The sequence below is a fragment of the Brevibacillus reuszeri genome (assembly GCF_001187725.1).
Classification (GTDB): domain Bacteria; phylum Bacillota; class Bacilli; order Brevibacillales; family Brevibacillaceae; genus Brevibacillus; species Brevibacillus reuszeri.
The window spans coordinates 1,941,804-1,966,674 of the sequence record NZ_LGIQ01000009.1; the positions used below are offsets into that span (position 1 = coordinate 1,941,804).

Genomic DNA, 24,871 nt, shown 5'->3' on the forward strand with positions numbered 1-24,871 from the left:
CCATTGCTTTGTTTACAGCTTAAACCTGCTTACATGTGATTGCAGTTCTTCGGCGATTCTCGCCAGGTTGCCTGCGGAGGAAGTGACCTCTTCCATTGCGGCGAGCTGCTCTTCAGTGGCGGCTGACACGTTTTGTGTGCCATCAGCCGAGTTTTCCGCTACTTCCTCGATCATGCTGACTAATTCTACGACCTGCTCCGTACCAACCGACATTTGGACGGAGTACGTTTTTACCTCTTGAATCTGGCTGGCTACCTGTGAAACGGCATCCTGAATTTGCTCGAACGATTTGCCAGCGTTGTTTACTACCTCCAGGCCCAAGGCGACTTCTTTTGTGCCTTTTTCCATGGATAGAACCGCTTGATTTGATTCGAGCTGAATGGCACTGATGAGCGTTTCAATTTGCTGGGCAGATTGTGCAGATTGCTCAGCTAGCTTACGAACTTCATCTGCAACAACGGCAAACCCGCGTCCTTGCTCCCCAGCCCTTGCTGCCTCGATCGCAGCGTTTAGAGCCAACAGATTCGTTTGTTCAGCAATCGCCGTGATGACTTGGACAATTTGACCGATTTCTTGCGAGCTGTTCCCCAAGCGCTTCACGATTTCCGCAATATTGGTAACCGTATCATCGATGGAGCGCATTTGACTGACGACGACCTGGAGTGCCTGATTGCCTTCGATGGCAATCTGTGATGCTTCAACGGCAGAATCAGCAGCGTACTGGGCATTCGTTGATACCTGCTTGGCACCACCGGACACTTCTTGCATGGCCGCTACGCTATTTTCTACGCTCTTCACTTGTTTTTCGGCACCATAAGCCACTTCCTGAATGGTTGTGGCGATTTGCTCCGTAGCCTTGCTCGTATGATCTGCATTTACAGACAGCTGTTCAGCAGAGGAGGCGAGGTCCGAAGCTGTAGCATTTACTTGTTGAATGATCGTTCGGAGATTTTCGACCATCGTGTTGACTGATTGAGAGAGTGCGCCAACTTCATCCTTGGTCCGGATTTGCAGCGGCTGAACAGTCAATTCTCCTTCTGATATGCGGTTAGCAACCTGAGCCACTTCTACAATCGGACGTGTGATTTGCTGTGCGATGATGTAAGCGATAGCGCTCACAGCGACAACGACTGCGAGTACGATGACCATTGCCAGCGTGTTGACTCCTGAAACCGCTTCGGTGATGGAGGCGATCGGGATGTGCAAATACAAGCCAAAGTTTGTAGCTGGAATCGGGGAGTAGGTTACCACGTATTCCATTCCCGCATCCGTGTAATGATAGGAAGCCTTCTCTGCTTTTTCTGCTGCCAAAATATCGGTTAAACCTTGAGGCAAAGCGGATTCTGCAAGCGGCTTTCCAATCAGCTCCTGATTGGGGTGGTACTGGATTTGATTTTTGTTATCGACAAGAATCGGGTATCCGCCATCACCCACACTCAGGTTTTGCAAAAAGGTAGACGTAAATTGATCGACGTTGACGAGGCCAGTTAATACACCAAGCTTTTCTTTATTTGGCCCTGTGACGGGCGAGGCGACGATGATCGAGCGATTCCCTGTCGTTTTGGCGATCAAAACATCGGAGAAGCTGGATTTGTCCTGCATGCCGTCTTTGAAAAATTGACGCTCACTAAGATCGATTCCGATGCTGTTGGGAAAGGTGTCGGATGTTACTTTTCCATCTTTGGATATAAAGGTATTTCCGTCATACAGCTTCATATCCTCGGTGAATTTGCGAAGGAAGGTGTTTTTCGCTTCCGCCTCATCGGAGCCGATGTCTGAAGTGCGTGCAAGGATTTGGATCTCTGTCATGCGTCGGTCCAGGTATTGATTCATGGCGATGGCTGTACTGGAGGTCAGATCAACATAGGAGTTTTTTTGTTTATCAATTAAGATCGTCGAAAAGCTGCTGCTGATAAACAATGTCGTGCCGACGAGTGGAATGATGGATACCAGGAGAAACCAAAAGATCATTTTTCGTTTGAGTTTGCTGAACAAAAACATCGGTTTTTCCCCTCTTCTATCCCTGGTTGGTATGTGATTCTCGGAATGAAATATACAAAGGTAGACTGCTGAGGCCAGCTCAGCAGTCTTACTACCAATTAATAGCCCATGGCTGCGCCTTCACCGCGTGGGTCGGCACCACCAAATTTGACGTTGGTTTGTGGGTCAATCAGAATAGCACCGGATTGTCCCATTGCGTCGGTGTAAGCTGCCTCCAATTTTTCGACCGGATGACCGCGTTTCACGAGCTCGTCGAGAACTTCTTGGGGAATACGGCTTTCTACTTTCAGATTGTTGGAGGAAGATCCCCAGTTGCGTCCATGAAGCCATCTAGGTGCTTCAATCGCGTCTTGTACGCTAAAGCCAAAGTCGATGATACGAGTAACGAGGGCTGCTTGTGTTTGCGGCTGGCCTTCTCCACCTTGTGTTCCGTAGAGGAGATAAGGCTTGTCTCCTTTAAACAGCATAGCAGGGTTGATCGTATGGAATGTGCGCTTGCCTGGCTCCAGATGGTTGATGTGATTCTTGTCCAAAGAGAAATAGCTGCCGCGGTTTTGCAGAAGAACACCTGTATCTTTTGCTACAATACCGGAGCCCCAGTCAAAATAATGGCTTTGAATGATCGAGACGGCATTGCCATCCTTGTCTACAATACCAAACCACGTTGTATCCCCTTTTGGATCGAGCGGTTCAACGGTTTTGGCAGCTTGCTTCATATCAATACGTGCAGCCATGTCTTTTCCATGCTGCTTGGACAACAGATCGTTAACAGGAATATCTACAAATGCAGGGTCAGTCAACCATTTGTCACGGTCAGCAAAGGCTTGCTTGGTCGCTTCAACGATGGTGTGGTAGTAATCAGGTGTTCCTTCACCCATGCTCTTTAGGTCAAAATTGTTCAATACGTTCAAGATAGAGAGCGATGCCATACCCTGGGAGTTTGGCGGCACATTGTACGCCTTGTAACCACGGTAGTCGACAGTAATCGGATCTGCCCAAGTGGAGGTGTGCTTCTCAAAGTCTTTCAGCGTGAGCAGACCACCATTTTTCTGCATATCTGCCACGATCTTTTGAGCAACTTCTCCTTTATAGAATCCGTCAGCCCCTTTTTTCGCGATGATTTGCAAGGTTTTGGCCAGATCCTTTTGCTTGAGAAGCTCGCCTGGTTGGTACGAATCACCGTTTGGCTTCAGGAAGATTTTGCGGAATTCATCAAAACGTTGAAGATTTTTCAAATTATTGTCCGTTGGATCAGTAGCTTGCTTGGTCCAGTACACTTGGTTTGGAGAAACAGGATATCCGTTCTCTGCGTAGCCGATGGCCGGCTCAAGCAGCCTGCTCCAAGAGAGCTTGTTGCTGTTCATGCTTTTATGAGCGTAGTTGTAAGCTTCCCACCAGCCTGAAACTACGCCAGGCACAGTGTTTGCGGATTCGTAGCCACGGGAAGGAATAGTGTCGTAGCCTTTGCCCTTGTAATATTCAATCGTCGCCTTTTCACCTGCGCGACCGCTACCGTTCAAGGCTTTCAGTTCTTTTGTTTTGGCATTGTAAATGAGCCAAAAATTATCTCCACCGATAGTGGTGTAATGAGGATAGACAACAGCCAGCGTAGAAGCGGCAGTAATCGCTGCATCAACTGCGTTTCCGCCATCTTCCAATGTTTTGAGTGCGGCAGCAGTAGCAAGATAGTGTGGTGTAGTTACCATTGCGTTTGGTGACATGGACGTTGGTCGGTTTGCTGCTTGTACTGGCGAGAGTGTCGAGAGCCCAATTACACCAGTCAAGGCAATTGCTGATAGTTTTTTCCAGAATGACATTCCGATGAAACCTCCTTCTGATTCGTTACATGGTAATTCCCAAAAAACTCCTCTGCGCTTGTCTAGCCTCACCTCCTTTGATTGTTAATGTAATAAAAATACAAATATGGACAAATTTAGACAATTTGAGCGCAAAAAAAGACCAATGATATAGGATCATTGGTCTTGTCCTACATCAATATTTCGGTAGCTGGCAAGCGTGCCCGCTGATGCGAGGGTAGCCCCTGTAGCTTTGCGTCGCCGGATTTCCCCGGGTTTGCCGATTCGATATCAATGATTGAATATCAAAATACTGATTCATTTGTTGTGGGAAAAAGTTCCTAAAATTCCTATTAGCAATTAATATAGACTATTTATCCCTTAGGGTAAATAGGGAAAAATTTTTTAATGTGGAAAAAATGGAATGATTAGAGCTTTAAAGTCATTCGGAGAGAAAGAGCATATTTTTCAATACGATGATGGGATTAGGGACTTGGCTACTCACGCAGCCGGGTAGCTTTTCTATTTCAATCTGTGACGAATAGAAAATGGTTATGACATTCTATCTACCGTGCAGAGGAAGATAGATACAATTACCTGTTTTTGTTATTAATACACAGTTCGACACATTTCTCTAATTGTTTCAGATAAACTAAAAAGGGTGAAATTACCAATTACAAATTAATTCCTTTATAAAGGAGAAAGGGTGGTGCGATTTAATAGGGGATATATCTCGAAGATATCGTATTAAAATGAGAAAGCTCATGCTCTACATTCCAGAAAACTTGCTTAGCATTGCAAAGACAAATTCTAAGTTTTGGAGGGAATTTCGTGAATTTAAGTCGCAAATTATTAAGTTTGTTTGTAATAGGAGCTTTAACACTTTCCGCAATACCTAGTCAAATTCAAGCACAAACGAAAGAATCTCACTCACAAGGCAAATACGTTACTCCAATTGAAAGTGAAGAGTTTTGGAAACGAATCGAGGTCCAAGAAAGAATCCCCAAATTAATAAAATTTCTTGAAAATGAGTTTGAGGGCAATTTTGCTGGTTTATATGTGGACCAAGAGAATGGTGGGGTAATAAATATTGGATTCCTCTCGATTCCTAGTGATGATCAATTGATTGAAGTTTCAAAAACACTCGGTAAGGACGTAAAAGTGAAGTACAATGAAGTAAAATATTCAAGGAAGAGTTTAGAAAGCATTGTGGACGAACTATCTTCAACGATCGATGAAACAGATGATGAAATTGGTTCTATATCTTCAAGTTTTGCATAACAGCAAGTGATCATTGGGTACACAAATGATGAGGATAGTGCTAGAGAAAAGATCACTAACCAATTGAACAAAAAATCAATTAAGAAATTTATGAACAGCGATTCAATCGATAATGAATTGATAAACTTCGTAAAAGTAGAACGGGCTGAATCTAAAATAGACCGTGCCTCCATTAAACTTCGCCCTGTTTCCGGAGGTGCTCAGATGAATTATGAGGGATCAGGATTTTGCACAGTAGGTTTCTCGGCTAAGGATAGCAAAGGTAACTATTTTCTTGTCTCTTCCGGTCATTGTGCTTCTGCTGTTGGGCAGAAAGTTAATCAAAGTTATACAACCAACAATAATATCGGTACTGTTTATAAAAAGGTTTTTGATTACGGTGGGTCAGTTGATGCATCCCTAGTCAAAGTAGACTCCAGCTTGACAACACCTTATATCTTAACTACATCTGGCTCAAGTTATGATGCATCCGGGTATAAAATCATTGGTGAACAAATTAATGACTGGGAAGGCATGGGGGTTTGCACTTCACTTGGCGAAACAGATAAGCAGATGTGTGGATGGGTAGAGGAAACAAACGCAAGTGTACTTGCCTGGGGAGCGTATTTAATCGGCCAGAAAAAAGTAAGCATTCCTGTAATAAATGGTGATAGTGGCTCGCCAGTAGGTGCTCCCGACAGTAAAGTAACAAGCAACTTAAATATATATGGTATTGTCTCAGCAGGAACGCAAGGTAAAAACGTAGCATATTTAACCTATATCGGGAACATTAAGGCACAAACTGGTATTACAACAATAGTTGGTTCTAAGTAACGCCTGCCGGCCCACCTCATTAAGGATGGGCCGGCTATTAGTACATAGAAAGGCAAGTGACCAGGCATGAGAAAGTATGTTATTATGTGCTTTTTATCATCCATGTATATTTTAGTTGGAAAAATGCTCATTTTTTTGCTTGCTGATCAACATGCCCTTGGTAATACAAGTATTTATCCCTTTTTTAACAACGCTTACTACATAATTGGGGTAATTATTGTAATTTGGACGGTGAAAATGATATACAGGAAAGGTTTTCATAGAAATAAAAAGGAACTGATAATCGATTATTTGATATACATTGTGATTGTTCTGTTAGTATACACTTTAACAAACATGATAATTGATAAGTATTTAGCTCATTTGATGGGTCTGTAAAATAAAATGCGCAACTTCTTAAAATTAGGTCATGATTTTTGTCGGAAGCTGATGGAGCAAGTGTTGGAGATTTTGTCTGTACAGGCTGGAAACATTCCACTCTGCATACGGCTCTGGCACGGAGGGGATTGCTATTTGCTCCAGTGAGCACGTCACTACGTGCAGGGCTTGCGCCTTTTCTACTAATTCGAGCAAATACTGCCGCAATGCGAGAACATCCTTCTTTTCTCCTACAGGACCATGGCCGGGGACGACCTTGTGGAAAGACTGATCATTCATTTGCCCCAGTATTTTAATCCATTCCTTGGCATTGCCGGTTTGCACGCTGGGATGGCTCTGCACAAACAAGAGGTCCGCGGCGAACATCACTTGATCATCCGGCAAATAAAGAACAGAGTCACAGGCACTATGTCCGTTTCCCATGGCGATCAATACGGCTGTTCGTTTGCTGCCATGCAGAGTGAGAGAGCCGTCAAAAGTAATCGTAGGAGGAGTAGGTACCACAGAAGATAGGGAAGCGTCCATGGTGAGAAGATCGCCTAGTTGATCGGATAGCTCTTGTCGCTTTTGCACATCGGTTTCCTGTTCCAGCCTTTGTTTCACCGTCTCGGGATAGCCGGGATTGGAACGGGCGAATTCGAGGAACTGCTGACTTCGTTCAATCATGAGGAGTGGTAGGAGACATCATAGCAAGCGAACCTCCTCTGCTGAATTAGTAGATATGGATATATTTTACAATGACCTAAATTGATGACACCAGTCTCAAAAGTAAGGCGAATAACGGTCACAAACGCACACCACTTTTGGCCGAACTGCTTATGATAATAAAAAGGCGACTGCGCCAAGGAGTGAAACAAAACCATGATGCATCCCGATACAGAACTGCGCTATATCAACGATGAGATCGGGTACGGTGTGTTCGCGACGAAGTTCATTCCCAAAGGAACGATCGTATGGGCCATGGATGATTTGGATCAGGTATTAGACCCTGTCTTTGTGGAAAAACTGGACCCATTACGCAAGCAGGATGTGCAAAAATATTCGTTCAGAAACCAGTACGGAAAGTACATTCTGTGCTGGGATAAAGCCCGGTTTGTTAACCACAGCTTTTATGCGACATGCGTAGCGACCATGTACGATCTGGAGCTGGCAGCACGCGACATTTTTCCAGGGGAAGAGCTGACTGACGATTATGGGACGCTGAATCTGGATGAACCCTTTGACTGCTTGCCAGAAGAGGGCACAAGTCGCTTTCGTGTATTGCCTGATGATCTGCTACGTTATTATCCAGTGTGGGATGAAATGGCGGCAGCTGCTTTTCAACGATTTAATCTGGTTGAACAGCCGTTGAAGCATCTCATACGTTCGGAGCATGAAGCAGCCATAAAGGAAATTACCGAGAAGAGACGTTCTCTCGATTCGATTGTCCATCTTTATTGCAACCGGCATTTTCCCAAATAACACGATTGTAATAACCTCCGGGCCGGGCAACGGCCCGATTTTGTTGAACTCTGAGAGTAGAATCAGTATTATGGAATGTAAAGGTGAAGTGAAAGGTTGATTTCATTGGAAAACAAGGTAGCGTCATCCAATTTTATCCGCAATATTGTGGTCGACGACTTGCAAGAGGGAAAAGTAAAGGAAATCATTACCCGCTTTCCCCCAGAGCCGAACGGGTATCTTCATATTGGACATGCCAAAGCGATCATTCTCAATTTTGAGCTCGCACATGAGTTTTCTGGTAAAGCCAATCTGCGTTTTGACGATACCAACCCGGTAAAAGAAGACACAGAGTATGTAGAAGCGATCAAGCGCGATGTACAATGGCTTGGGTTTGAATGGGACGGACTGTTTTTTGCATCGGACTACTTCGAAGAGATGTACAACCGTGCTGTGCTGCTGATTAAAAAGGGAAAAGCGTATGTAGACGATCTTCCAGCCGAAGAGATGCGCAAATTGCGCGGAACGTTGACAGAGCCTGGTGTTGACAGTCCATACCGAAACCGCTCAGTAGAAGAAAACCTGGATTTGTTGGCTCGGATGCGCCAAGGGGAATTCAAGGACGGAGAAAAAGTGTTGCGTGCGAAAATCGACATGACCTCTCCGAACTTCAACATGCGTGATCCGGTCTTGTACCGAATTTCACATGCGCATCATCATAACACGGGTGACAAATGGTGTATCTACCCGATGTACGATTTTGCTCATCCGCTGGAGGATGCGATCGAGGGAGTTACTCACTCGCTTTGCTCACTGGAGTTTGAGGATCACCGTCCATTGTATGACTGGGTAGTGAGCGAATGTGAGATGGAGCATGTGCCGCGTCAGTACGAATTCGCTCGTCTGAACCTCACGAATACAGTGATGAGCAAACGCAAGCTCAAGCTGCTTGTAGATGAGAAGGTAGTAGATGGCTGGGATGATCCGCGCATGCCGACCATTGCGGGCTTCCGCCGTCGTGGCTTTACACCGGAAGCGATTCGTACGTTTGCCCGTGAGGTAGGGGTAGCACGCAGCAACAGCATCGTTGATGAGAAGATGCTGGAGCATTTTATTCGTGAAGACTTGAAGCTGAAGGCGCCGCGTACAATGGCAGTCTTAAACCCGCTTAAAGTCGTTATTACCAACTATCCAGAAGGACAAGTGGAAATGCTGGATGCGGAAATCAACCCGGAAAATCCGGAGATGGGTAACCGCGAAATTCCGTTTTCCCGTGAGATTTACATTGAGCAGGATGACTTCATGGAGAATCCGCCGAACAAATATTTCCGCCTCTTTCCGGGAAATGAAGTGCGCCTGAAAAATGCGTACTTCATCAAATGCAACGATGTAGTGAAAGACGCTGACGGCAACGTGATCGAAATTCACTGCACGTACGACCCTGAAACAAAGAGCGGAAGCGGATTTACTGGTCGCAAAGTAAAAGGTACGATCCACTGGGTAAATGCGTCCGATGCTGTTCCGGCTGAATTCCGTCTGTACGAGCCATTGATTATGGATGGCGAGGAAACAGAAGGTACGTTCCTGGACAACATCAACCCGAATTCCTTGGAAGTGCTGCAAGGCTTTGTGGAACAAAACATGAAAGATACTCAGCCGCAAGAAAAGTACCAATTTTTCCGTCACGGCTACTTCAATGTCGATCCAAAGGATACGACAGAAGACAAACTTGTCTTTAACCGGATCGTTTCACTGAAAAGCTCTTTTGAGCTGCCAAAAGCATAAGTGAAGAGAGAAGCAACGAACGCTGCCCATGCACAGGAGACTGTGCTCGGCAGCGTTTTTTATGGAACTTTTTTCAGGGGCGTGTATAATTATTCATGTCATGAATAGAAGGGGGACAGGTAGTGAACGGGAGAGCAGAACTCACACGCAGCTTGAAGCTGTGGCATATTGTCGTGATCGGCTTGGGGTATATGGCACCAATGGCCGTTTTTGATACGTTCGGAATTGTATCCGAAGAAACAGGCGGATTTGTTCCGGCTGCTTACGCAGTGACGCTTCTGGCGATATTGTTTACAGCGTCCAGCTACGGGAAAATGGTCCGTGTATTTCCTTCAGCGGGGACCGCATACACGTACACGCAGCAGACGATTAATCCTTACGCTGGCTTTATGGTAGGTTGGGCTTCGCTGCTCGATTATTTATTTTTACCCATGATTAATGCGTTGTTGACGGGCGTTTACCTGTCATCTGTTTTTCCAGAGGTACCCACAACATGGTGGATCGTCGGATTTATTGTCCTGATTACTACTCTTAATATATTTCGTGTAACCGTTACAGCGTCGATCAACTCGTTTCTTGTCCTTTTTCAAATCGCAGTTGTCGTACTCTTTGCAGGATTGGCAATTCGAGGGCTGGCTACTGGAGACGGAATCGGACAAGTCTTTGCGATCCGACCGTTCTTTTCGCCAGAGCTGACTGTTGCTGCCTTGTTTTCCGGTGCGTCGATCCTGTGCTTCTCGTTTCTCGGCTTTGATGCTGTTACAACACTGACAGAGGAGACCGTCGATGCCAAAAAGACGATTCCCCGGGGAATTTTGTTGGTAGCGATGGTAGGGGGAGCTTTGTTTATTACAGCTTCTTACTTCATGCAGGCGTTATTCCCGGATGTATCTGTCCTATCTGACCCTGAAGCTGCCTCTGCCGAAATTGCCCTTCACATTGGTGGCTCCATTTTTCAATTAGTGTTTTTGGCTGCCGCTCTATCGTCTACACTAGCTTCTGGGCTGGTATCGGTAACGAGCGTCACACGTCTGCTTTTTGCGATGGGGCGCGATGGCTTTTTGCCAAGAAAATGGTTCGGATATGTGCATCCAAAGCTGAAGACACCACTGCTCAATGTCCTGCTCGTCGGTACCTTGATGTTTGCTGCTCTGTTCCTGGATTTATTGACAGCGACTTCCTTTATCAACTTTGGAGCGCTGATCGCATTCAGCTTCGTCAACCTCAGCGTCATTGCCTACTATATGCGCAAACAAAAACGATTACGGGTGACAGAGTGGTGGAGCTATCTATTGTCACCGCTCATCGGTGTAGGCTTCATCAGCTTTATGTGGATCAGCCTGGACATCAAATCAATGATTCTGGGAATTCTGTGGAGCCTCGTCGGACTCATCTATTTACTCTATTTGGTGAAAATAAAAGGTGCGAGATTAGACCTGATGAAGTTTGAAGAGTAAAGAAGTAGCTTTCAAAGAGACAGGATTATTACTCATGATCCTGTCTTTTTTTATGTAGTAATACATCCTGAGCAACCCACACCTGACAAAGGAGCGAGAAACGGGAGCAGCTCGTGAGAGGAAAAGGGAGAAAATGCGAAGGCCTTAGAGACACCTACCAAGGCGCAATGGAGAAAGCGAGACCTGCCTTTAGCGTCCACCTTGAACGAGCCTCTCTGAATATACTGCTTTGGACGCGGGTTTCGCTTTTGAAATGGAGCCGTCCTGAGATGCCCCCCTGCAGGTGTCTCTACGAGCCACAGCATTTTCTCCCTTTTCCTCTCCTCTAAGGCCGTCCAAAGCGAGTCCCAGCTAGACGTCCACCAGAAGAGAGAGTAAACTGGCTACAGGAATATTCCAAACTTTACTAGTTTCCACTAAAGGAGGACTTTTCTTATGCTTACTTCACTCTTCCGTCGGAAATGGACGACGGTTGATTATGTGCTGATTGTCGTCACAGCCGCTTTATATGCGGTTGCGATCATCATGCTTGCGAATATCAAGCTGATTCCATCCGTTCCAATCCGGCCAGCCAACGCATTGCAGCCGGTGTTTGGCATGCTCTTTGGTCTGCCTGGATGCATCGGACTTGCCTTCGGGAATATGGTGAGTGACTTGTTGACGGGAAGTGCCCCACCCCATGCGGTTGCTGTTGGATTTATCTCTAACTTTTTAGGTGGATTTATCGGCTTTCTGGCAGTCAGTCATCCTGCATTGAAAACGAAGCGCAGTCTGATTCAATACTATTTGTTCGTAGTGATTATCAGCTCCGCGGTAGTTGCGTGCGCGATACTCATTAACGTTGCACTCGGTTTGACACCGATGGCTATCGCTGCGATGTTCATTCCGACCGTATTTTTAAACCAGGCGATATCTACTGCCATTCTCGGTCCGATCCTGCTGAAGCTGCTCTATCCTTTCGTGAAGCGTTCGGGTCTGTACCGCGGACGTCCACTTCAGGAATATAGCTATCTGGGAAATGAAGGCAGGGTCCTCTAGTGAAAAAAGAACCGCTGCTGCAAGCTAGGGAGGTACATTGGCAATATGAAGACACAGCAGCCCCTTCTTTGGCAAATGTGAATCTCGACTTGTATCCAGGAGAGGTAGTGGGCGTTGTCGGACCTGCTGGGGCTGGAAAGACAACACTGCTGCTCATGCTATCCGGCTTGGTCCCGGCAAACTACGCGGGTCATTTTGTAGGGGAAAGAAAGACGCATGCTGAGCTCGGCATCGTCTTTCAGGACCCGGAAACGCAATTTATCGGACTTACCGTCGAAGAAGAGCTGGCTTTTTCGCTGGAGAATGTAGGGTTTACTGATGCACAAATCGAGCAGCGAATTGGTGAGGTCCTGGAGCTGGTAGGGTTGCAGGGCTTCGCTGAGCGCTCTCCCTTTGAGCTGTCTGGCGGGGAAAAGCAGCGTGTAGCGATTGCGTCTGCCTTGTCACATGCCCCTCATGTTTTGCTTTTGGACGAGCCGACCTCAGAGCTTGACCCTTTGGGCGCGAGAGAGGTATTTTCACTCCTGCAACGCTTGAAGCAGGAGAACGAAATGACCATCATGGTATCTTCTCATGCGACGGAGGAGCTGGCAGCCTTTTGCGACAGAATGATTTTGGTAGCAGAGGGCAAAATCGTTCTGGATCTGCCCGTACGCGATTTCTTCGCACGAGTCGATGTACTGGACGCAAACGGTATATTTGTACCGGAGGTCGTTCGCCTCTACTACATGCTGTGTGAGACAGGTTCCCTGCGCGAGAAGCCCGGCGTATTGCCGCTCGATGTCGAGGAGCTGGCACTCCTCTATCGGGAGGCGCAATTGGTCGGGGAGGGAAGCCTGTGAGTACCGTCATTGCGTTTGAAGATGTATGGTATGGCTATGAAAAGGAAACGCCCGTTTTAAAAGGAGTTTCGCTAGAGATCAAGCGAGGCGAATTTGTCGCGATAATCGGGGGAAACGGTTCCGGGAAAACAACCTTGGCCAAGCATTGCAATGGCTTGTACAAGCCAACCAAAGGAAGGGTGACGGTTAATGATAGCGACACGCAGGATATGTCCGTAGCCCGTTTATCTAAAACGGTCGCCTATTGCTATCAAAATCCGGATCATCAAATCTTCCACCAGACAGTAAAAGCGGAAGTGTCGTTCGGTCCGAAAAATATGGGGCTGCCCGCGGCAGAAATCGAACAAGTAGTAAACGAGGCGCTCGAAGCAGTCGGTTTGGCTCACATAGGAGATGCAGAGCCGTATTTCTCCAGCAAAGGCACACGTCAAAAGATCGCAGTGGCTTCGATTTTGGCCATGCGTCCAGAGGTCATCGTCCTGGATGAGCCGACTACCGGTCTCGATTATCGGGGGATGCAGGAGATGATGGAGCTCGTACGACGATTGCACAAGTCTGGCCATACGATCATCGTGATTACTCATGATATGCGTCTGGTCGCGGAATACGCTGAACGTGTCATTGTCATGCATCGGGGGAAGATCGTCTGCGATGGCGATCCACCTCATGTATTTACAAAGCCTGAAATGCTCGCTTCTGCACAAGTTGAGCCGCCTGCCATCTATCGATTTGGCGAAGCAGCTGGATTTCTGGCGCCAATTCCACTGACGCTCGCTGGAATGCAAAGCATGCTGACAAGGAGGGACTGACATGAAAAATGCCCACCCCAGCTTTGCTTTGCTTGTGTTTCTTTTACTGGGCCTGCTCCCGTTTTTGTTCCAGGACCCTCGTGTGCTCGTCATGGTTTGGCTTTTCAATCTGGCGCTGATCGCCAAGCTAGGCTGGAAGCGGTCCATGGTCAAGGCATACGTACTGGTTGGAGGGATCGGGGCTCTTTTTGCAACGATCACCTGGCTGCCGTTTACAGATGTAGGAACGCCCTATTGGAGCAGCAAGATTCCGGTCATACATTACCCGGTTCAAATAACAGATGTGGGTGTCCTGTGGGCGATGGGTATGGGGCTTCGCCTGGCGAATGTAGCGCTTCTGTCGATGTACTACCTGTTCACGACTTCTCCGAGAGAGATCGCGATGGGGCTTCGCGGAATTGGCGTACCTTTTTCGATAAGCTTTTTGCTTTCGCTCATTTTCCGTTTTATTCCACTTGTCAAAAATGATTTGGCAACGATTCGGGAAGCGCAGATGGTACGGGGCATGTCAACGAGCGAAGGGAGTGTCCCGGAGCGCATCAGGAAGTACAGCTTTTTGATGGTCCCGCTGATTTTCAGCTCGCTGAAAAGAGTGCCTTTGATTGCCAATGCCCTGGATGCAAAAGGCTTTCGGATGCGAAACAGCCAGCATCGTTTTTATCGGAGCAAGCGCTGGCGAGCAGTGGAGGTCGTGATTTTACTCGTCGGGTTTGCTATGTTTGCGACGCTCTTCTATTTTGCGCGTATACACCCTGAACACCTCGGTGTACTGATCCCTGGACGCATTTAAAAAGGAGAGGGATAGATGAATCAAATGATCTTTGGGCGTATCAAGCGGATAGCAGTGGGAGATGATATGCTCGAATACGGCGTAGCAGGAGCCCACGACGCGCCAGCTCTTCTATTGCTGCACGCGATTCGTAATACGAAGCTGCTGTTTGCGGGTATCATGCCAGCTCTAGCAGAAAAATACCGGGTAATTGCTGTTGATCTACGCGGACATGGTCAATCTTCCGTCGCTGAGCCGTATACTTTTGAGCAAATCACACGCGATCTGATGTGTGTACTTGAAGCAGAAAAGCTGGATCAGGTAACAATTCTTGCAGCTTCGTTTTCCGCTGTTCCCGCACAAATGCTGGCGGTTCGTGAGCCGCAACGCATTTCCAGTCTGATTCTACTGGATGGAGGCTACTATTGCTTGGAAGAGGTGCCGGGATTTGATCTGAAAAGCGTAGTTTCCCGATTAGCAGGGACACGGTTTGCGTCAGTAGAGGATGCCGAACACCAATTTGCTCAAAGATATGATGCGAAATGGATGCCGACGGGCTGGATGCAGGACGAATTGCAGCATATGGCGGATGGCAGGTATGGATACAGACTGCCGAAAGCAGCGTTCGCAGCTTATTTTCAGGAATATGCTGCACATAGTACGGAGCAGCTTTTCAAGCAAATAACCTGCCCTGTCTTATTGCTGCTCGCCGACGAAAAGCTGCTGCCAGATGAGGAGCAGAAGAGGTTTTATCGCGAGGCAGCCCACAGCTATCAGAGGGCAGTACCACAGGTAATTGTAAAAACGATCCCGGATTCACAGCATTTACTCATGGTGACGAATCCCCAAGAAACACTCAATGAAATAAACCGATTTCTCCATAAGTAAGGGACAAGCGCGTGATGCTTGTCCCTTTTTTGTGCTTACGTATGCGAAAGCAGAAAGATTAATGCTTTGCTTCACGGAAAAGCTTGTCCAATTCGGCAGCAGTAGTCTTGTCATGCTTCTTTGCCTGCATGTCCTTTTTTACTTTTTCCAATGCGTCTATTCCTCTTTTGGAGGTAACCATACGCACTTCGGCATCTGTGCCGTACATACGCTCTACCTGTGCCTTTGCTTGTGTAAAGGTAGCGCCCTGGTCACTTGTTCCGAGCGTGCCAGTTGTGCCATGACCTGTGCCGGTGGCTCCGTGCGTTTTATCCGAAGGCTCTGACCCTCGATTCGAACTCCCTGCAAAGTTGCTGATGAGATGCGCTTGCATCGGGTCCATTTGGTTGATGGATTGACTCTTGGCTGTCGATGGCGCGAGGAAAATAACATCGTTGACGATCAGTGCCTGTACACCGTGTACGCCCGCTGCATTCAACTGGGCTTCAAGCTTGGTCGACGGACCACCAGTATGCATGTGCGAGCTGCCCATGGAGCTGTATAAAGCATGACCCATGCCACTGTAAGTAGTGCCGTGCGAGTTGGTTGTCAGTTTCTTGTCGCGATCCACACTGGGAATGACGGTATCTCCATGTGCGGCAGGGTGCATTGTCTGTGTGCGAGCCGGGTGCTGTGGCGCTGGAGCCGCCTGGTTATTGCAGGCAGTTACGAGAAGAGCGAGACCTAGACCTGTAGTACCCATCCATTTTCCGAGCTTCATGGTATCCCTCCAAGATTTTCTTTCTACCTAGCACTATCCTGCTTCGAACATCAGAACAGTATGCGTGGTGCTTGTTGGGAAAATTTCTAGAAAATGCGGTTAGTCTGTCGAGAAAAAGCGCAAAACAAAGGATAGATGAAAACTGGAGGTGGTAGTGTTGGCACAATCTAACGAAAGACAAGAGCAACCAGTATCACGGAGAAACTTCTTGAAAAACACCGGAATGGTGTTGGGCGGTCTGGTCGTAGGGGGTGTAGCTGGTAGCCTGCTTCGCAAACCGGAAGCACCGCAACAGCCAGGAACGACACCGGCTCCTACTGCCGATTTCAATCAGGCGCTGATGTACTTTTCTCCGGAACAGTTCAAGGTGGTCGAAGCTGCCTGCGAACGTATTTTTCCTGAGGATGAAATCGGCCCAGGAGCAAAAACACTTGGGGCTGCCTATTTCATTGATCACCAGCTAGCAGGTGATTGGGGCTTCAATTCACGAGATTACATGCAGGGACCCTTTTTTCCCGGAGAGGCAACTCAAGGGTATCAAGGGCGCTTAAAACGAAGAGAAATCTTTGATATCGGAATTCAGGAGTTGAACAACTACAGCAACAGTACGCAGCAAAAACGGTTCCACGAGCTGGCGGCAGAACAACAAGATGCGGTCTTAAAAGCATTTGAATCCGATGAAGTGAAGCTGACCACGATCTCCGCGAGTGCGTTTTTCAAAATGCTTCGTGCAAGCACGCTGGAAGGTATTTACTCTGACCCGTTGTACGGAGGCAACAAAAACATGGATGGTTGGAAAATGAAAAATTACCCCGGCAACCAGATGGCCTATACCCAGGTGATCGAAAAGGACGAATTTGTCAAAATGGCACCTTTGAGTTTGCGAGATCATCAACATTAATAAGGGGATACGATAGTCATGGCGAAAAAATTGCCCAAAGTGGACGTAGTGATAGTAGGTGTTGGCTGGGGGGGAGGAATTATCGCTTCCGAACTAACCAAGCAGGGATTGACAGTCGTCGGACTGGAACGCGGAAAAGAGCGTAAAACCGAGGACTATTTTATGGTGCATGACGAGTTGCGTTACGCTCTGCGCTACGAAATGATGCAGGATTTGTCCAAGGAAACCATTACATTCCGCAGCAAGACCAGTGTCCGCGCTCTCCCGATGCGGTCGTACGGTTCCTTCCTGATTGGAACTGGCCTTGGCGGGTCAGGTGTGCACTGGAATGGTCAGACCTTCCGCTTTTTACCTTACGACTTCGAGATTCGCAGTAAAACGATCGAGCGCTACGGGGAAAAGAAAATTCCTGACGGCATGACGATACAGGACTGGGGTATTACCTACGATCAATTGGAGCCGTACTTTGACAAATTTGAAAAAATGGCGGGGATCGCTGGCGAGGAAAATCCATTGGGTGGCAAACGCTCCAGCCCGTATCCGGTTCCGCCAATGAAAAGCACCCCGAGCATGAAAATGTTTGCCGAAGCAACCAAAAAGAAGAGTCTGCATCCGTATATGATGCCATCTGCCAATCTGTCGCAGGCGTATACCAATCCAGATGGTGTAGCGCGGGCGGCATGCCAGTATTGCGGCTACTGTGAGCGGTTCGGTTGTGAATACGGGGCTAAAGCAGATCCCGTCGTAACCGTCATACCTGTAGCCAAAAAGTCAGGGAAATTTGAAATCCGCACGCATTCACATGTCCGGCGCATCTTACATACCGGGAAAAAGGCAACCGGTGTTTTATACACCGATGTTACTACGGGTGAAGAAATCGAACAGCCTGCTGATATCGTCGTGATGACCAGCTATGTATTTAACAACTCACGCATTTTGCTCATGTCCAACCTGGGTAAGCCGTATGATCCTGCTACGGGTAAAGGTGTGATCGGCAAAAACTACGCGTACCAGGTCATCCGCGGCGGCGCAGTCGGCTTTTTTGACAACAAGGAGTTCAATAACTATGCAGGAGCAGGATCACTCGGAATGTGCCTGGACGATTTCAATGGTGACAACTTTGATCATAAAGACTTGAATTTTATCCACGGGGCAAACATCAGTCTGACCCAAACTGGCCAACGCCCGATTGCCAACAACAAAGTACCAGAAGGGACACCGAGCTGGGGAAAAGAATTCAAATCTGCCTCGATCAAGTATGCAAACCGTTTTTTATCCGTAGGGGCACAAGGTGCTTGCATGCCTTACCGTCACCACTTCCTCGATCTCGACCCAACCTATAAGGATGCGTTTGGAGATCCATTGATGCGAATTACATTTGACTTTGAGGAACAGGACAGACAGCTTGCTGCTTATTGTGCAGACAAGTGTGGCGAAATCGTCAAGGAGATGGGAGCAGCCGAGAAGCTTGAAATCAACCGCAAGCTTGGACCCTATGATATTACGCCTTACCAGTCGACACATAACACGGGCGGCGTCATCATGGGCTCATCGCCGGATACCTCCGCGGTCAATACCTACTTGCAAATGTGGGATGCGGAAAATGTATTCGTAGTAGGGGCATCTGCCTTCCCGCACAATAGCGGCTACAATCCGACAGGGACAATGGGAGCTCTTTCTTATCGGGCGGCAGAGGGAATTTTGAAGTACAGACAGAGTGGTGGCATGCTCGTATAGTTTTTCGCTAAGCTGCAAAAGCCTCTCGCAAGTTTGGAAAAAGCCGTAGGGCAATCCGACGGCTTTTTTGTTGTATCTGCATCCCAAATGCTTCGCATACTTGCGAAAATATGGAGAGGAACATAAGCATTTTACGCGATTTGAGTGGTTTCTTTCGTTGGCACATTCCTTGCTATGGCAATAGAGAAAAAGAGCAGACCAAGGGAGAGACGACGATGAAAAACAACAAATGGAAGATGGATACCGCCATTATTCATACCGCACAGACACCATGCCAAAAAACAGGAGCAGTTGTATCGGCAGTTGTCCCGGCCGTAGCCTATGCTTTTCCTGATGCCGATTCAGCGGCAGCTTGTGTAGCGGGCGAGAGGGCTGGCACGTATTACGGAAGATACGGAAATCCAACCATTGCGACGCTGGAAGAAAAGATTGCGGCATTGGAAAACGGGGAAGCAGCTCTTGGTGTGAGCAGCGGAATGGCAGCAATCTCAGGGGCACTGCTTGCTTTCTTGCAGCATGGCGATCATGTCGTATGTACGCGCGATGTATACGGAGGCAGCTACAAGTTTTTGACTTCACTCGCACCACGCTACGGCATATCAGCCGATTTTGTAGATTGTACAAATTTGCAGGCAGTCGAACAGGCCTTTTTACCGAATACAAAGGTGCTCTACATCGAAACACCTTCCAATCCATGCCTGACTGTGCTCGATATCGCGGCACTGTCCAAGCTTGCCCATGGTCACGGGATTCGGGTTATTGTAGACAATACCTTTATGACGCCGTATTTGCAGCGGCCACTGGAGCTTGGGGCAGATGTGGTCGTACACAGCGCCACGAAATATATCAATGGACACGGAGATGTGATCGCGGGATTTATCGTAGGAAAAAACGAGCACATCCAGTTCATGCGCAAGAACATCATGGGAGATTTAGGGCAGAACCTCAATGCCTGGGATGCCTTTTTAATCCTGCGTGGACTAAAGACTCTCGGGTTGCGCGTCAGACAGCACTGCCAAAATGCAGAGGAAGTCGCACGCTTTTTAGACAATCATCCTGCGATTTCTCACGTGTATTACCCTGGTCTCGCCTCCCATCCGCAGCATGAGCTTGCCAAGCGCCAAATGAGGGGAATGGGTGGTATTGTTTCCTTTGAGGTAAAGGGTGGCTACGAGGCAGCCAAATCTTTCATTAACGCTCTGCGCCTGGCTATGATATCGTTTAGTCTAGGAGACCCTGAAACGCTGGTGCAGCATCCGGCTTCTATGACGCATGCTTCGATCCCAGCAGAGGAGAGATTGAAGTTTAACATCACGGATGGCTTGATTCGCTTTTCGACAGGCCTGGAGGATGCACAGGATATCATTGCGGATTTGGAGCAAGCACTTGCTGCCATTCCAATGATGGGCACAGCGAGCAGGGAGTAAGGAACGTGGCGCAGGAGGGCATGTCATGACACAATTTTCCCGGATTGAGGGATTCATTCAATCGTACGCAGACAATATTTCCAAAGTGCTGGGGCTAGACGTCACCATCCTTGATGAGCAGGGGATTCGCGTCAGTGGAACCGGCTACTATCAGGACTTGATTGGTCTGCCTGCACCGGAGGGCTCGTTCTTTCGCATGATCCTGCAGACCGGGCAGCCGGGTATGATTTTCGATATGAAAAAGAATGAGTCTCAGTGCATGAACTGCAAGTTTCTGCAGCAATGCCGGGAGCTGGCGACGATCGGCTTTCCCGTACACAAGCGCGAGAAAACTGTCGGAGTCATCGGGATTATTGCCTTTTCACCTGAGCAAAAAGAAAGAATGCACCATAACTCGGAAAAATGGATGCCTTTTTTGCAGCATACGAGCTCACTCATTGAGCACAAGCTACTGGAGCTGGATGCGGAGCTGGAAAAGAGCTGTAACATACAGGAGGAAATGCCTCCGGCAGTGATGAATCCTGTTTATTTTGCGCAGCTCATTGGGGCTGAGACTGGTCTGCGAGATGTAATCGCCAAGGCGAAGAAGGTGGCAAACAGCATTTCCACTGTGCTCATTCGCGGGGAAAGCGGGACGGGCAAGGAGCTTCTGGCAAAGGCGATTCACAGTGAAAGTCAGCGCAGCCGGTATTCGTTTATCGCTATTAACTGTGCAGCGATTCCCGAAGCTCTGCTAGAGAGCGAGCTGTTCGGTTATGAGGGTGGCGCTTTTACAGGATCCAGACGCGAAGGCAAGCCGGGAAAATTTGAATTAGCGCATAGGGGAACGATTTTTTTGGATGAAGTAGGGGATATTCCACTTTCTCTACAGCCAAAGCTGCTACGTGTTCTCCAGGAAAAAACGGTTGACCGGGTAGGGGGCATCAAAACCTTTGGCATCGATGTGCGTGTGATCGCAGCCACTCATCGAGACTTGGAGAGTATGGTGAGGGAAGGCACGTTTCGGGAGGATTTGTATTACCGGCTGAACGTTATCCCGTTACGGTTAAAGCCATTGCGTGAACGCAGAGAAGATATACCTCTCTACCTGCAGCATTTTCTCTATCGATACCGGACCTTGCTGCAAAAGAGTGGGCTTGCTCTGGATGCTGGTCTGTCCAAGTGGCTTGCTTCGTACGAGTGGCCGGGAAATATTCGTCAATTGGAAAACGCGGTAGAATATATGGTCAATATGGCAGAGGATACGACGATTTCACGTGAGGATTTGCCGGAATATCTTCATCTGGACGGTTGTGATCAGATGGATGCGGGTTATTCAGGAGAGAAGGTTCAAGGGCTGGAACAGAGAATGTACCAGTACGAAAAAGCGATTCTGGAGCAATTTTTTGCTGATCCGCACTACTGTCAGGACAAAGCCTTGATTGCGGATACATTGCAAATTAGTCTGTCCACGCTTTACAGGAAGATGGAAAAATACGGCTTGGTGTAAAAAACAGCCATCCTTCGGTTAAAGTGAAGGTATGGCTGTTTTGCTTCTATGTAACTAGTTAGCAACGGGGCGAGGTTCTTTTACAGCTTTCAGCTCGTAATGTCCGCTTTTGGAGCTGATAATATATTCAGGGCGAGGTTTTCCTCGCGATTGTCTGTGACCCTCCAGATGTGGCTCGCTAAGCTCCCACTGCTTCCACATTTCTTTGGATTCCCATCGAATCATGACCACGACTTCTTCTTCGCCTTTGCGCGACTTTTGTACCATTATGCTCAAATCTACAAATCCGGGAGCTTCCTCGACTACTCCTGGTGCACTAAACTTTTTAATAATGTTGTCCGCATAGCCTTCTTGAACAACAATCGTTTTTATTTCCATCATCATAGACGAAACACCTCTCTTCTAGTGAATCCCATCCTTCTCATAGTAGTGAGATGGATTATCATTGTCAATGAAAATTAGCCCACAATTTGGAAAAACAAAAACAGCGGCCCCCTAGTAGTCGCTGTTCATGTATGTAAAAAGGATAAGTGCAGGATTAGAGTAAAGACGTAATCTCACCTGTATTCGGATTTACAACGAACCAGCCATATGTGCTGGTGTAGCTGGCACCGGTTTGGAAATTGTTCACGTATGTCTGATACACTTGAATCACATAGTGACCTTTTTCATCATCATGATCATACTCGACTACGTGTGTAGGTGTCAGACTGCCTGCCAATTTCTTTTTGACCAGCTCAACCGCTTCCATTTTGGAATACATCTTGGCGACTGGCAGCTTTCCGATATAAATCGACTTCGATTTTTGATCGTAAATAACAGGCTTGTTCAAATTTTCTGCGACAAAACGAATAGGTACGTAGACAGAGTTATTGTACATAATGCCTTTTACTTCGTTCGTTGGTGATTTTGGTACACCATCAAAGTAGTAGGTGAACGGTGTCTTGATTCCTTCGGTTACATCTGGATAAGCTGGAGCGGCAATAGCGATACCAGAAAAAAGCACCGAGCCTACAATGATGCCCCCCATAAATGATTTCAGGTCCCATTTCATGTTGAACGAAAAACCTCTCTCCCGTCTAATTCTATATCTTCCCAAAAAATATTATGTCAAAAATCGACAAAGGGAGCTATCAACCAAGGGTACTAGGAACCATTAACTACGATTTGGAGAAAAGTGGCTGCTCTCCAGCCTAAGGTCCTATTTCTTGCGGGACACAATCCTGGTTTAGGGATGCGCAGCTTTGTGATAAGGTAGAAGATAAGACAAAATGGACAGGGTGGGGAAAAATGGCCGTATTGGAAAATGATTGGGCGCCTGTATTGGCAGAGGAATTTGAAAAACCGTATTATTTGAAACTGCGTCAGATGTTAAAAGAAGAGTATCAAACGCAAACGATCTATCCAGACATGTATCAAATTTTCACGGCGCTGCATTTGACTGGATATGAGCAGGCAAAGGTAGTTATTTTGGGACAAGACCCATACCACGGGCCAGGGCAAGCACATGGTTTGAGCTTTTCGGTCAAGCCTGGCATCAAGCCGCCACCATCCCTGCAAAACATTTACAAAGAGCTGCAGAGCGATTTGAATTGTGCGGTTCCTGAGCATGGCTACCTGACGCATTGGGCGAAGCAAGGGGTCATGATGCTAAATACCGTATTGACGGTGCGAGGAGGTAGGCCTAACTCTCACAAGGGTTTAGGATGGGAGGCGTTTACGGATCGTGTCATCGAGCTGTTGAATCAACGGGAGACGCCACTCGTATTTATTTTGTGGGGCAAGCATGCTCAAGAGAAGGCGTCGTTCATTGATACGTCGAAGCATCATATTATCTCGTCTCCGCATCCAAGTCCGTTTTCGGCAAATCGCGGATTTTTCGGCAGCCGTCCTTTTTCGCGCACAAATGCATTTCTGCGTTCCAAGGGTATCGAGGAAATCGATTGGCAGCTACCGCTTCAGGCTGAGGAGTAAGCTGTCAAACTCCGTTATCGTCAACACATAGAAAAAGGATCTCTAGTGTGGAGAGATCCTTTTTCGAGCATTGCCCGCTTAGTCCTTGCTTTTCATGACGAGCAGCTTGCCGGTTTTAATCTGAATGGTGCCCGTTTCAGCGGAGATGACATTGCTGATGCCAAGCGTATCGCCAATCCGCAAAGTGGCGTTGTCCAGCGGATAGAGAAAACCGGTTAACGTAATGCCCGTTACCTCAGGAGTGAGCGGGAGAAGTGAGATGTTGGTAAAATGATCCCGCATGATGGTGCACTTGCGATCAATCAGTCGAATTTCGTTTTTCTCGTCGACAATGCGGCAAGAGATTTGAGCTTGCAGACCTTTTTGCAAAAGATGCACATTTGCCAGTGAGTGATCAAAACGGGTGCCAAGAACCCCGATGAGGACAATTTCTTCGGGCTGCTGCTCGATTGCCCACGTGAGTGCCATCTCTGTATCCGTCAAATCCTTCATGACAGGATCACAGGAGGATACCGCCTCACTGTATTTTTCGATCTCCGCCATCTCATCATCTGAGACAGAATCAAAATCACCGATAGAAAGCCGCGGGGTCTGACCGTTTCGGACGAGAAACAGGGAGCCGCGATCCACACCGACTAACCAATCATCCTTTTGAATATCACGAAGCGCCCAGCTTCCCAGATTACCTCCAGCGAACAAGAGGATTCGTGTTGGTTTCATTACTGCTACCACCTTTTAGAGGTTGTTCAAAAAGTCGTCTTTTGATCACGAAGGAGTCCTGAATGCTTATTCGACATTTCCTCGGTGCTGAAAAGCCAACTTTTTGAACATACACTTTTATATTCTTCTCGTAGAGCGAAATATGCTTTGGCACGCGAGTCGGTAGCCAGAAGCCAGTTTTTTATCGAGTGTTGCCTGTTCCTGTGACTTGGGAGCGTCAAGCAAAAAGTCTCCTTCAAGCACCTGGACACTGCACTTTCCACAAGAGCCTTGCTGACATTTGTAGGCGAGATTCTGACCTTGTTTCAAAGCTGCGGCCAGAAGGGTTTGACAGGGAGCATACTGAACCGTGAACGACTGCCCTTTTTGTTTGATCTGTACGTGCTTATGCTCCGTTTTTTCAGGCCGTACAGGAGCCGTTGACCGGGTAAAGGCAGTTTGTGTTTGAGGTACCGGCTCCTTGAATGCGGGGACAGGATTCGCTGTTTGTAAAGCTGGACGTGAAGGCAGGAGCGATCCGACCGTAAGCTGTTTGCGCATAATACCTCCCGGATAAGCATTTTTTC

General features: G+C 47.6%; 23 protein-coding genes and 1 riboswitch. Of the genes, 15 read left to right on the top strand and 8 right to left on the bottom strand.

Translation table 11 applies throughout. The features are described from left to right. Positions 1 to 12: 12 nt before the first annotated feature. Both ADS79_RS23515 and ggt read right to left on the bottom strand, forming a co-directional pair. On the bottom strand, positions 13 to 2,001 hold the full coding sequence (locus ADS79_RS23515; RefSeq protein WP_049740772.1) for a methyl-accepting chemotaxis protein: 1,989 nt from the start codon (positions 1,999 to 2,001) through the stop codon (positions 13 to 15). A gap of 98 nt (positions 2,002 to 2,099) precedes the next feature. Then, positions 2,100 to 3,818, bottom strand: coding sequence for a gamma-glutamyltransferase (ggt, locus tag ADS79_RS23520; RefSeq protein ID WP_049740773.1), 1,719 nt, complete (start codon positions 3,816 to 3,818; stop codon positions 2,100 to 2,102). Between the two features lie 182 nt (positions 3,819 to 4,000). Next, a riboswitch (cyclic di-GMP riboswitch) is annotated at positions 4,001 to 4,089 on the bottom strand. A 539-nt stretch (positions 4,090 to 4,628) separates the two neighbouring features. Between ggt and ADS79_RS23525 the strand changes: the two genes are divergently transcribed. Both ADS79_RS23525 and ADS79_RS23530 read left to right on the top strand, forming a co-directional pair. Further along, positions 4,629 to 5,078, top strand: a complete 450-nt coding sequence (locus tag ADS79_RS23525; RefSeq protein WP_049740774.1) for a hypothetical protein — start codon at positions 4,629 to 4,631, stop codon at positions 5,076 to 5,078. Between the two features lie 63 nt (positions 5,079 to 5,141). Then, entirely contained in the window at positions 5,142 to 5,891 is a 750-nt protein-coding gene (locus ADS79_RS23530) for a S1 family peptidase (RefSeq protein WP_049740775.1), read from the top strand. A 402-nt stretch (positions 5,892 to 6,293) separates the two neighbouring features. Here ADS79_RS23530 and ADS79_RS23540 read toward each other — a convergent pair whose 3' ends face one another. Further along, the gene (locus tag ADS79_RS23540; protein ID WP_049740777.1) at positions 6,294 to 6,935 is read right to left on the bottom strand and encodes an MBL fold metallo-hydrolase; all 642 of its coding nucleotides are present in this window, start codon (positions 6,933 to 6,935) and stop codon (positions 6,294 to 6,296) included. 195 nt (positions 6,936 to 7,130) lie between these two features. On the opposite strand from ADS79_RS23540, the gene ADS79_RS23545 reads away from it, so the two are divergent. The 8 genes from ADS79_RS23545 (at position 7,131) to ADS79_RS23580 (ending at position 15,297) form a co-directional block, all read left to right on the top strand. Continuing rightward, the gene (locus ADS79_RS23545) at positions 7,131 to 7,730 is read left to right on the top strand and encodes an SET domain-containing protein (protein WP_049740778.1); all 600 of its coding nucleotides are present in this window, start codon (positions 7,131 to 7,133) and stop codon (positions 7,728 to 7,730) included. A 96-nt stretch (positions 7,731 to 7,826) separates the two neighbouring features. Next, positions 7,827 to 9,494, top strand: coding sequence for a glutamine--tRNA ligase/YqeY domain fusion protein (locus ADS79_RS23550; RefSeq protein WP_049740779.1), 1,668 nt, complete (start codon positions 7,827 to 7,829; stop codon positions 9,492 to 9,494). A gap of 122 nt (positions 9,495 to 9,616) precedes the next feature. Next, on the top strand, positions 9,617 to 10,951 hold the full coding sequence (locus ADS79_RS23555) for an APC family permease (protein WP_049740780.1): 1,335 nt from the start codon (positions 9,617 to 9,619) through the stop codon (positions 10,949 to 10,951). A gap of 435 nt (positions 10,952 to 11,386) precedes the next feature. After that, positions 11,387 to 11,989, top strand: coding sequence for a QueT transporter family protein (locus ADS79_RS23560; protein WP_049740781.1), 603 nt, complete (start codon positions 11,387 to 11,389; stop codon positions 11,987 to 11,989). Further along, positions 11,989 to 12,831 carry an energy-coupling factor ABC transporter ATP-binding protein gene (locus ADS79_RS23565; RefSeq protein ID WP_049740782.1) on the top strand — a complete coding sequence of 281 codons (843 nt, stop codon included), beginning with the start codon at positions 11,989 to 11,991 and terminating at the stop codon, positions 12,829 to 12,831. Before ADS79_RS23560 ends, ADS79_RS23565 begins: the two co-directional genes overlap by 1 nt. Continuing rightward, positions 12,828 to 13,640 (top strand): energy-coupling factor ABC transporter ATP-binding protein, encoded by an 813-nt coding sequence (locus ADS79_RS23570; RefSeq protein WP_049740783.1) that lies wholly within the window; start codon positions 12,828 to 12,830, stop codon positions 13,638 to 13,640. Before ADS79_RS23565 ends, ADS79_RS23570 begins: the two co-directional genes overlap by 4 nt. Before the next feature lies 1 nt (position 13,641). After that, complete coding sequence (locus tag ADS79_RS23575) at positions 13,642 to 14,430, top strand: energy-coupling factor transporter transmembrane component T (RefSeq protein WP_049740784.1); 789 nt, start codon at positions 13,642 to 13,644, stop codon at positions 14,428 to 14,430. Positions 14,431 to 14,445: 15 nt separating this feature from the next. Next, positions 14,446 to 15,297, top strand: coding sequence for an alpha/beta fold hydrolase (locus ADS79_RS23580; RefSeq protein WP_049740785.1), 852 nt, complete (start codon positions 14,446 to 14,448; stop codon positions 15,295 to 15,297). Between the two features lie 58 nt (positions 15,298 to 15,355). Here the strand turns inward: ADS79_RS23580 and ADS79_RS23585 are convergent, their stop codons facing one another. Then, positions 15,356 to 16,057 (bottom strand): hypothetical protein, encoded by a 702-nt coding sequence (locus tag ADS79_RS23585; protein ID WP_049740786.1) that lies wholly within the window; start codon positions 16,055 to 16,057, stop codon positions 15,356 to 15,358. 157 nt (positions 16,058 to 16,214) lie between these two features. Between ADS79_RS23585 and ADS79_RS23590 the strand changes: the two genes are divergently transcribed. The 4 genes from ADS79_RS23590 to ADS79_RS23605 all read left to right on the top strand — a co-directional run bounded on the left by ADS79_RS23590 (position 16,215) and on the right by ADS79_RS23605 (position 21,611). After that, the gene (locus ADS79_RS23590) at positions 16,215 to 16,958 is read left to right on the top strand and encodes a gluconate 2-dehydrogenase subunit 3 family protein (RefSeq protein WP_049740787.1); all 744 of its coding nucleotides are present in this window, start codon (positions 16,215 to 16,217) and stop codon (positions 16,956 to 16,958) included. 18 nt (positions 16,959 to 16,976) lie between these two features. Beyond that, a complete protein-coding gene (locus tag ADS79_RS23595; RefSeq protein ID WP_049740788.1) occupies positions 16,977 to 18,695 on the top strand; it encodes a GMC family oxidoreductase in 1,719 nt (572 codons plus the stop codon). Positions 18,696 to 18,910: 215 nt separating this feature from the next. Further along, complete coding sequence (locus tag ADS79_RS23600) at positions 18,911 to 20,122, top strand: trans-sulfuration enzyme family protein (RefSeq protein WP_049740789.1); 1,212 nt, start codon at positions 18,911 to 18,913, stop codon at positions 20,120 to 20,122. A gap of 25 nt (positions 20,123 to 20,147) precedes the next feature. Beyond that, complete coding sequence (locus ADS79_RS23605) at positions 20,148 to 21,611, top strand: sigma-54 interaction domain-containing protein (protein WP_049740790.1); 1,464 nt, start codon at positions 20,148 to 20,150, stop codon at positions 21,609 to 21,611. A 54-nt stretch (positions 21,612 to 21,665) separates the two neighbouring features. Here the strand turns inward: ADS79_RS23605 and ADS79_RS23610 are convergent, their stop codons facing one another. Continuing rightward, entirely contained in the window at positions 21,666 to 21,995 is a 330-nt protein-coding gene (locus ADS79_RS23610; protein WP_049740791.1) for an antibiotic biosynthesis monooxygenase, read from the bottom strand. Between the two features lie 154 nt (positions 21,996 to 22,149). Further along, positions 22,150 to 22,665, bottom strand: a complete 516-nt coding sequence (locus ADS79_RS23615; RefSeq protein WP_049740792.1) for a stalk domain-containing protein — start codon at positions 22,663 to 22,665, stop codon at positions 22,150 to 22,152. Positions 22,666 to 22,901: 236 nt separating this feature from the next. On the opposite strand from ADS79_RS23615, the gene ADS79_RS23620 reads away from it, so the two are divergent. Then, complete coding sequence (locus ADS79_RS23620; protein ID WP_049740793.1) at positions 22,902 to 23,585, top strand: uracil-DNA glycosylase; 684 nt, start codon at positions 22,902 to 22,904, stop codon at positions 23,583 to 23,585. Positions 23,586 to 23,663: 78 nt separating this feature from the next. Here the strand turns inward: ADS79_RS23620 and ADS79_RS23625 are convergent, their stop codons facing one another. Continuing rightward, positions 23,664 to 24,305: a thiamine diphosphokinase gene (locus tag ADS79_RS23625; protein ID WP_049740794.1), complete on the bottom strand. Its 642-nt coding sequence runs from the start codon at positions 24,303 to 24,305 to the stop codon at positions 23,664 to 23,666. A 117-nt stretch (positions 24,306 to 24,422) separates the two neighbouring features. Beyond that, complete coding sequence (locus ADS79_RS23630) at positions 24,423 to 24,845, bottom strand: 2Fe-2S iron-sulfur cluster-binding protein (protein WP_049740795.1); 423 nt, start codon at positions 24,843 to 24,845, stop codon at positions 24,423 to 24,425. Positions 24,846 to 24,871: the final 26 nt, after the last annotated feature.

Excerpts from the sequence above, each read along its gene's own strand:
- ADS79_RS23580 (WP_049740785.1), top strand. The coding sequence starts at position 14,446 with ATGAATCAAATGATCTTTGGGCGTATCAAGCGGATAGCAGTGGGAGAT.
- ADS79_RS23595 (WP_049740788.1), top strand. The coding sequence starts at position 16,977 with ATGGCGAAAAAATTGCCCAAAGTGGACGTAGTGATAGTAGGTGTTGGC.
- ADS79_RS23610 (WP_049740791.1), bottom strand. The coding sequence starts at position 21,995 with ATGATGATGGAAATAAAAACGATTGTTGTTCAAGAAGGCTATGCGGAC.
- ADS79_RS23545 (WP_049740778.1), top strand. The coding sequence starts at position 7,131 with ATGATGCATCCCGATACAGAACTGCGCTATATCAACGATGAGATCGGG.
- ADS79_RS23575 (WP_049740784.1), top strand. The coding sequence starts at position 13,642 with ATGAAAAATGCCCACCCCAGCTTTGCTTTGCTTGTGTTTCTTTTACTG.
- ADS79_RS23625 (WP_049740794.1), bottom strand. The coding sequence starts at position 24,305 with ATGAAACCAACACGAATCCTCTTGTTCGCTGGAGGTAATCTGGGAAGC.
- ADS79_RS23560 (WP_049740781.1), top strand. The coding sequence starts at position 11,387 with ATGCTTACTTCACTCTTCCGTCGGAAATGGACGACGGTTGATTATGTG.
- ADS79_RS23615 (WP_049740792.1), bottom strand. The coding sequence starts at position 22,665 with ATGAAATGGGACCTGAAATCATTTATGGGGGGCATCATTGTAGGCTCG.
- ADS79_RS23630 (WP_049740795.1), bottom strand. The coding sequence starts at position 24,845 with ATGCGCAAACAGCTTACGGTCGGATCGCTCCTGCCTTCACGTCCAGCT.
- ADS79_RS23600 (WP_049740789.1), top strand. The coding sequence starts at position 18,911 with ATGAAAAACAACAAATGGAAGATGGATACCGCCATTATTCATACCGCA.
- ADS79_RS23515 (WP_049740772.1), bottom strand. The coding sequence starts at position 2,001 with ATGTTTTTGTTCAGCAAACTCAAACGAAAAATGATCTTTTGGTTTCTC.
- ggt (WP_049740773.1), bottom strand. The coding sequence starts at position 3,818 with ATGTCATTCTGGAAAAAACTATCAGCAATTGCCTTGACTGGTGTAATT.
- ADS79_RS23605 (WP_049740790.1), top strand. The coding sequence starts at position 20,148 with ATGACACAATTTTCCCGGATTGAGGGATTCATTCAATCGTACGCAGAC.
- ADS79_RS23540 (WP_049740777.1), bottom strand. The coding sequence starts at position 6,935 with ATGATTGAACGAAGTCAGCAGTTCCTCGAATTCGCCCGTTCCAATCCC.
- ADS79_RS23585 (WP_049740786.1), bottom strand. The coding sequence starts at position 16,057 with ATGAAGCTCGGAAAATGGATGGGTACTACAGGTCTAGGTCTCGCTCTT.
- ADS79_RS23620 (WP_049740793.1), top strand. The coding sequence starts at position 22,902 with ATGGCCGTATTGGAAAATGATTGGGCGCCTGTATTGGCAGAGGAATTT.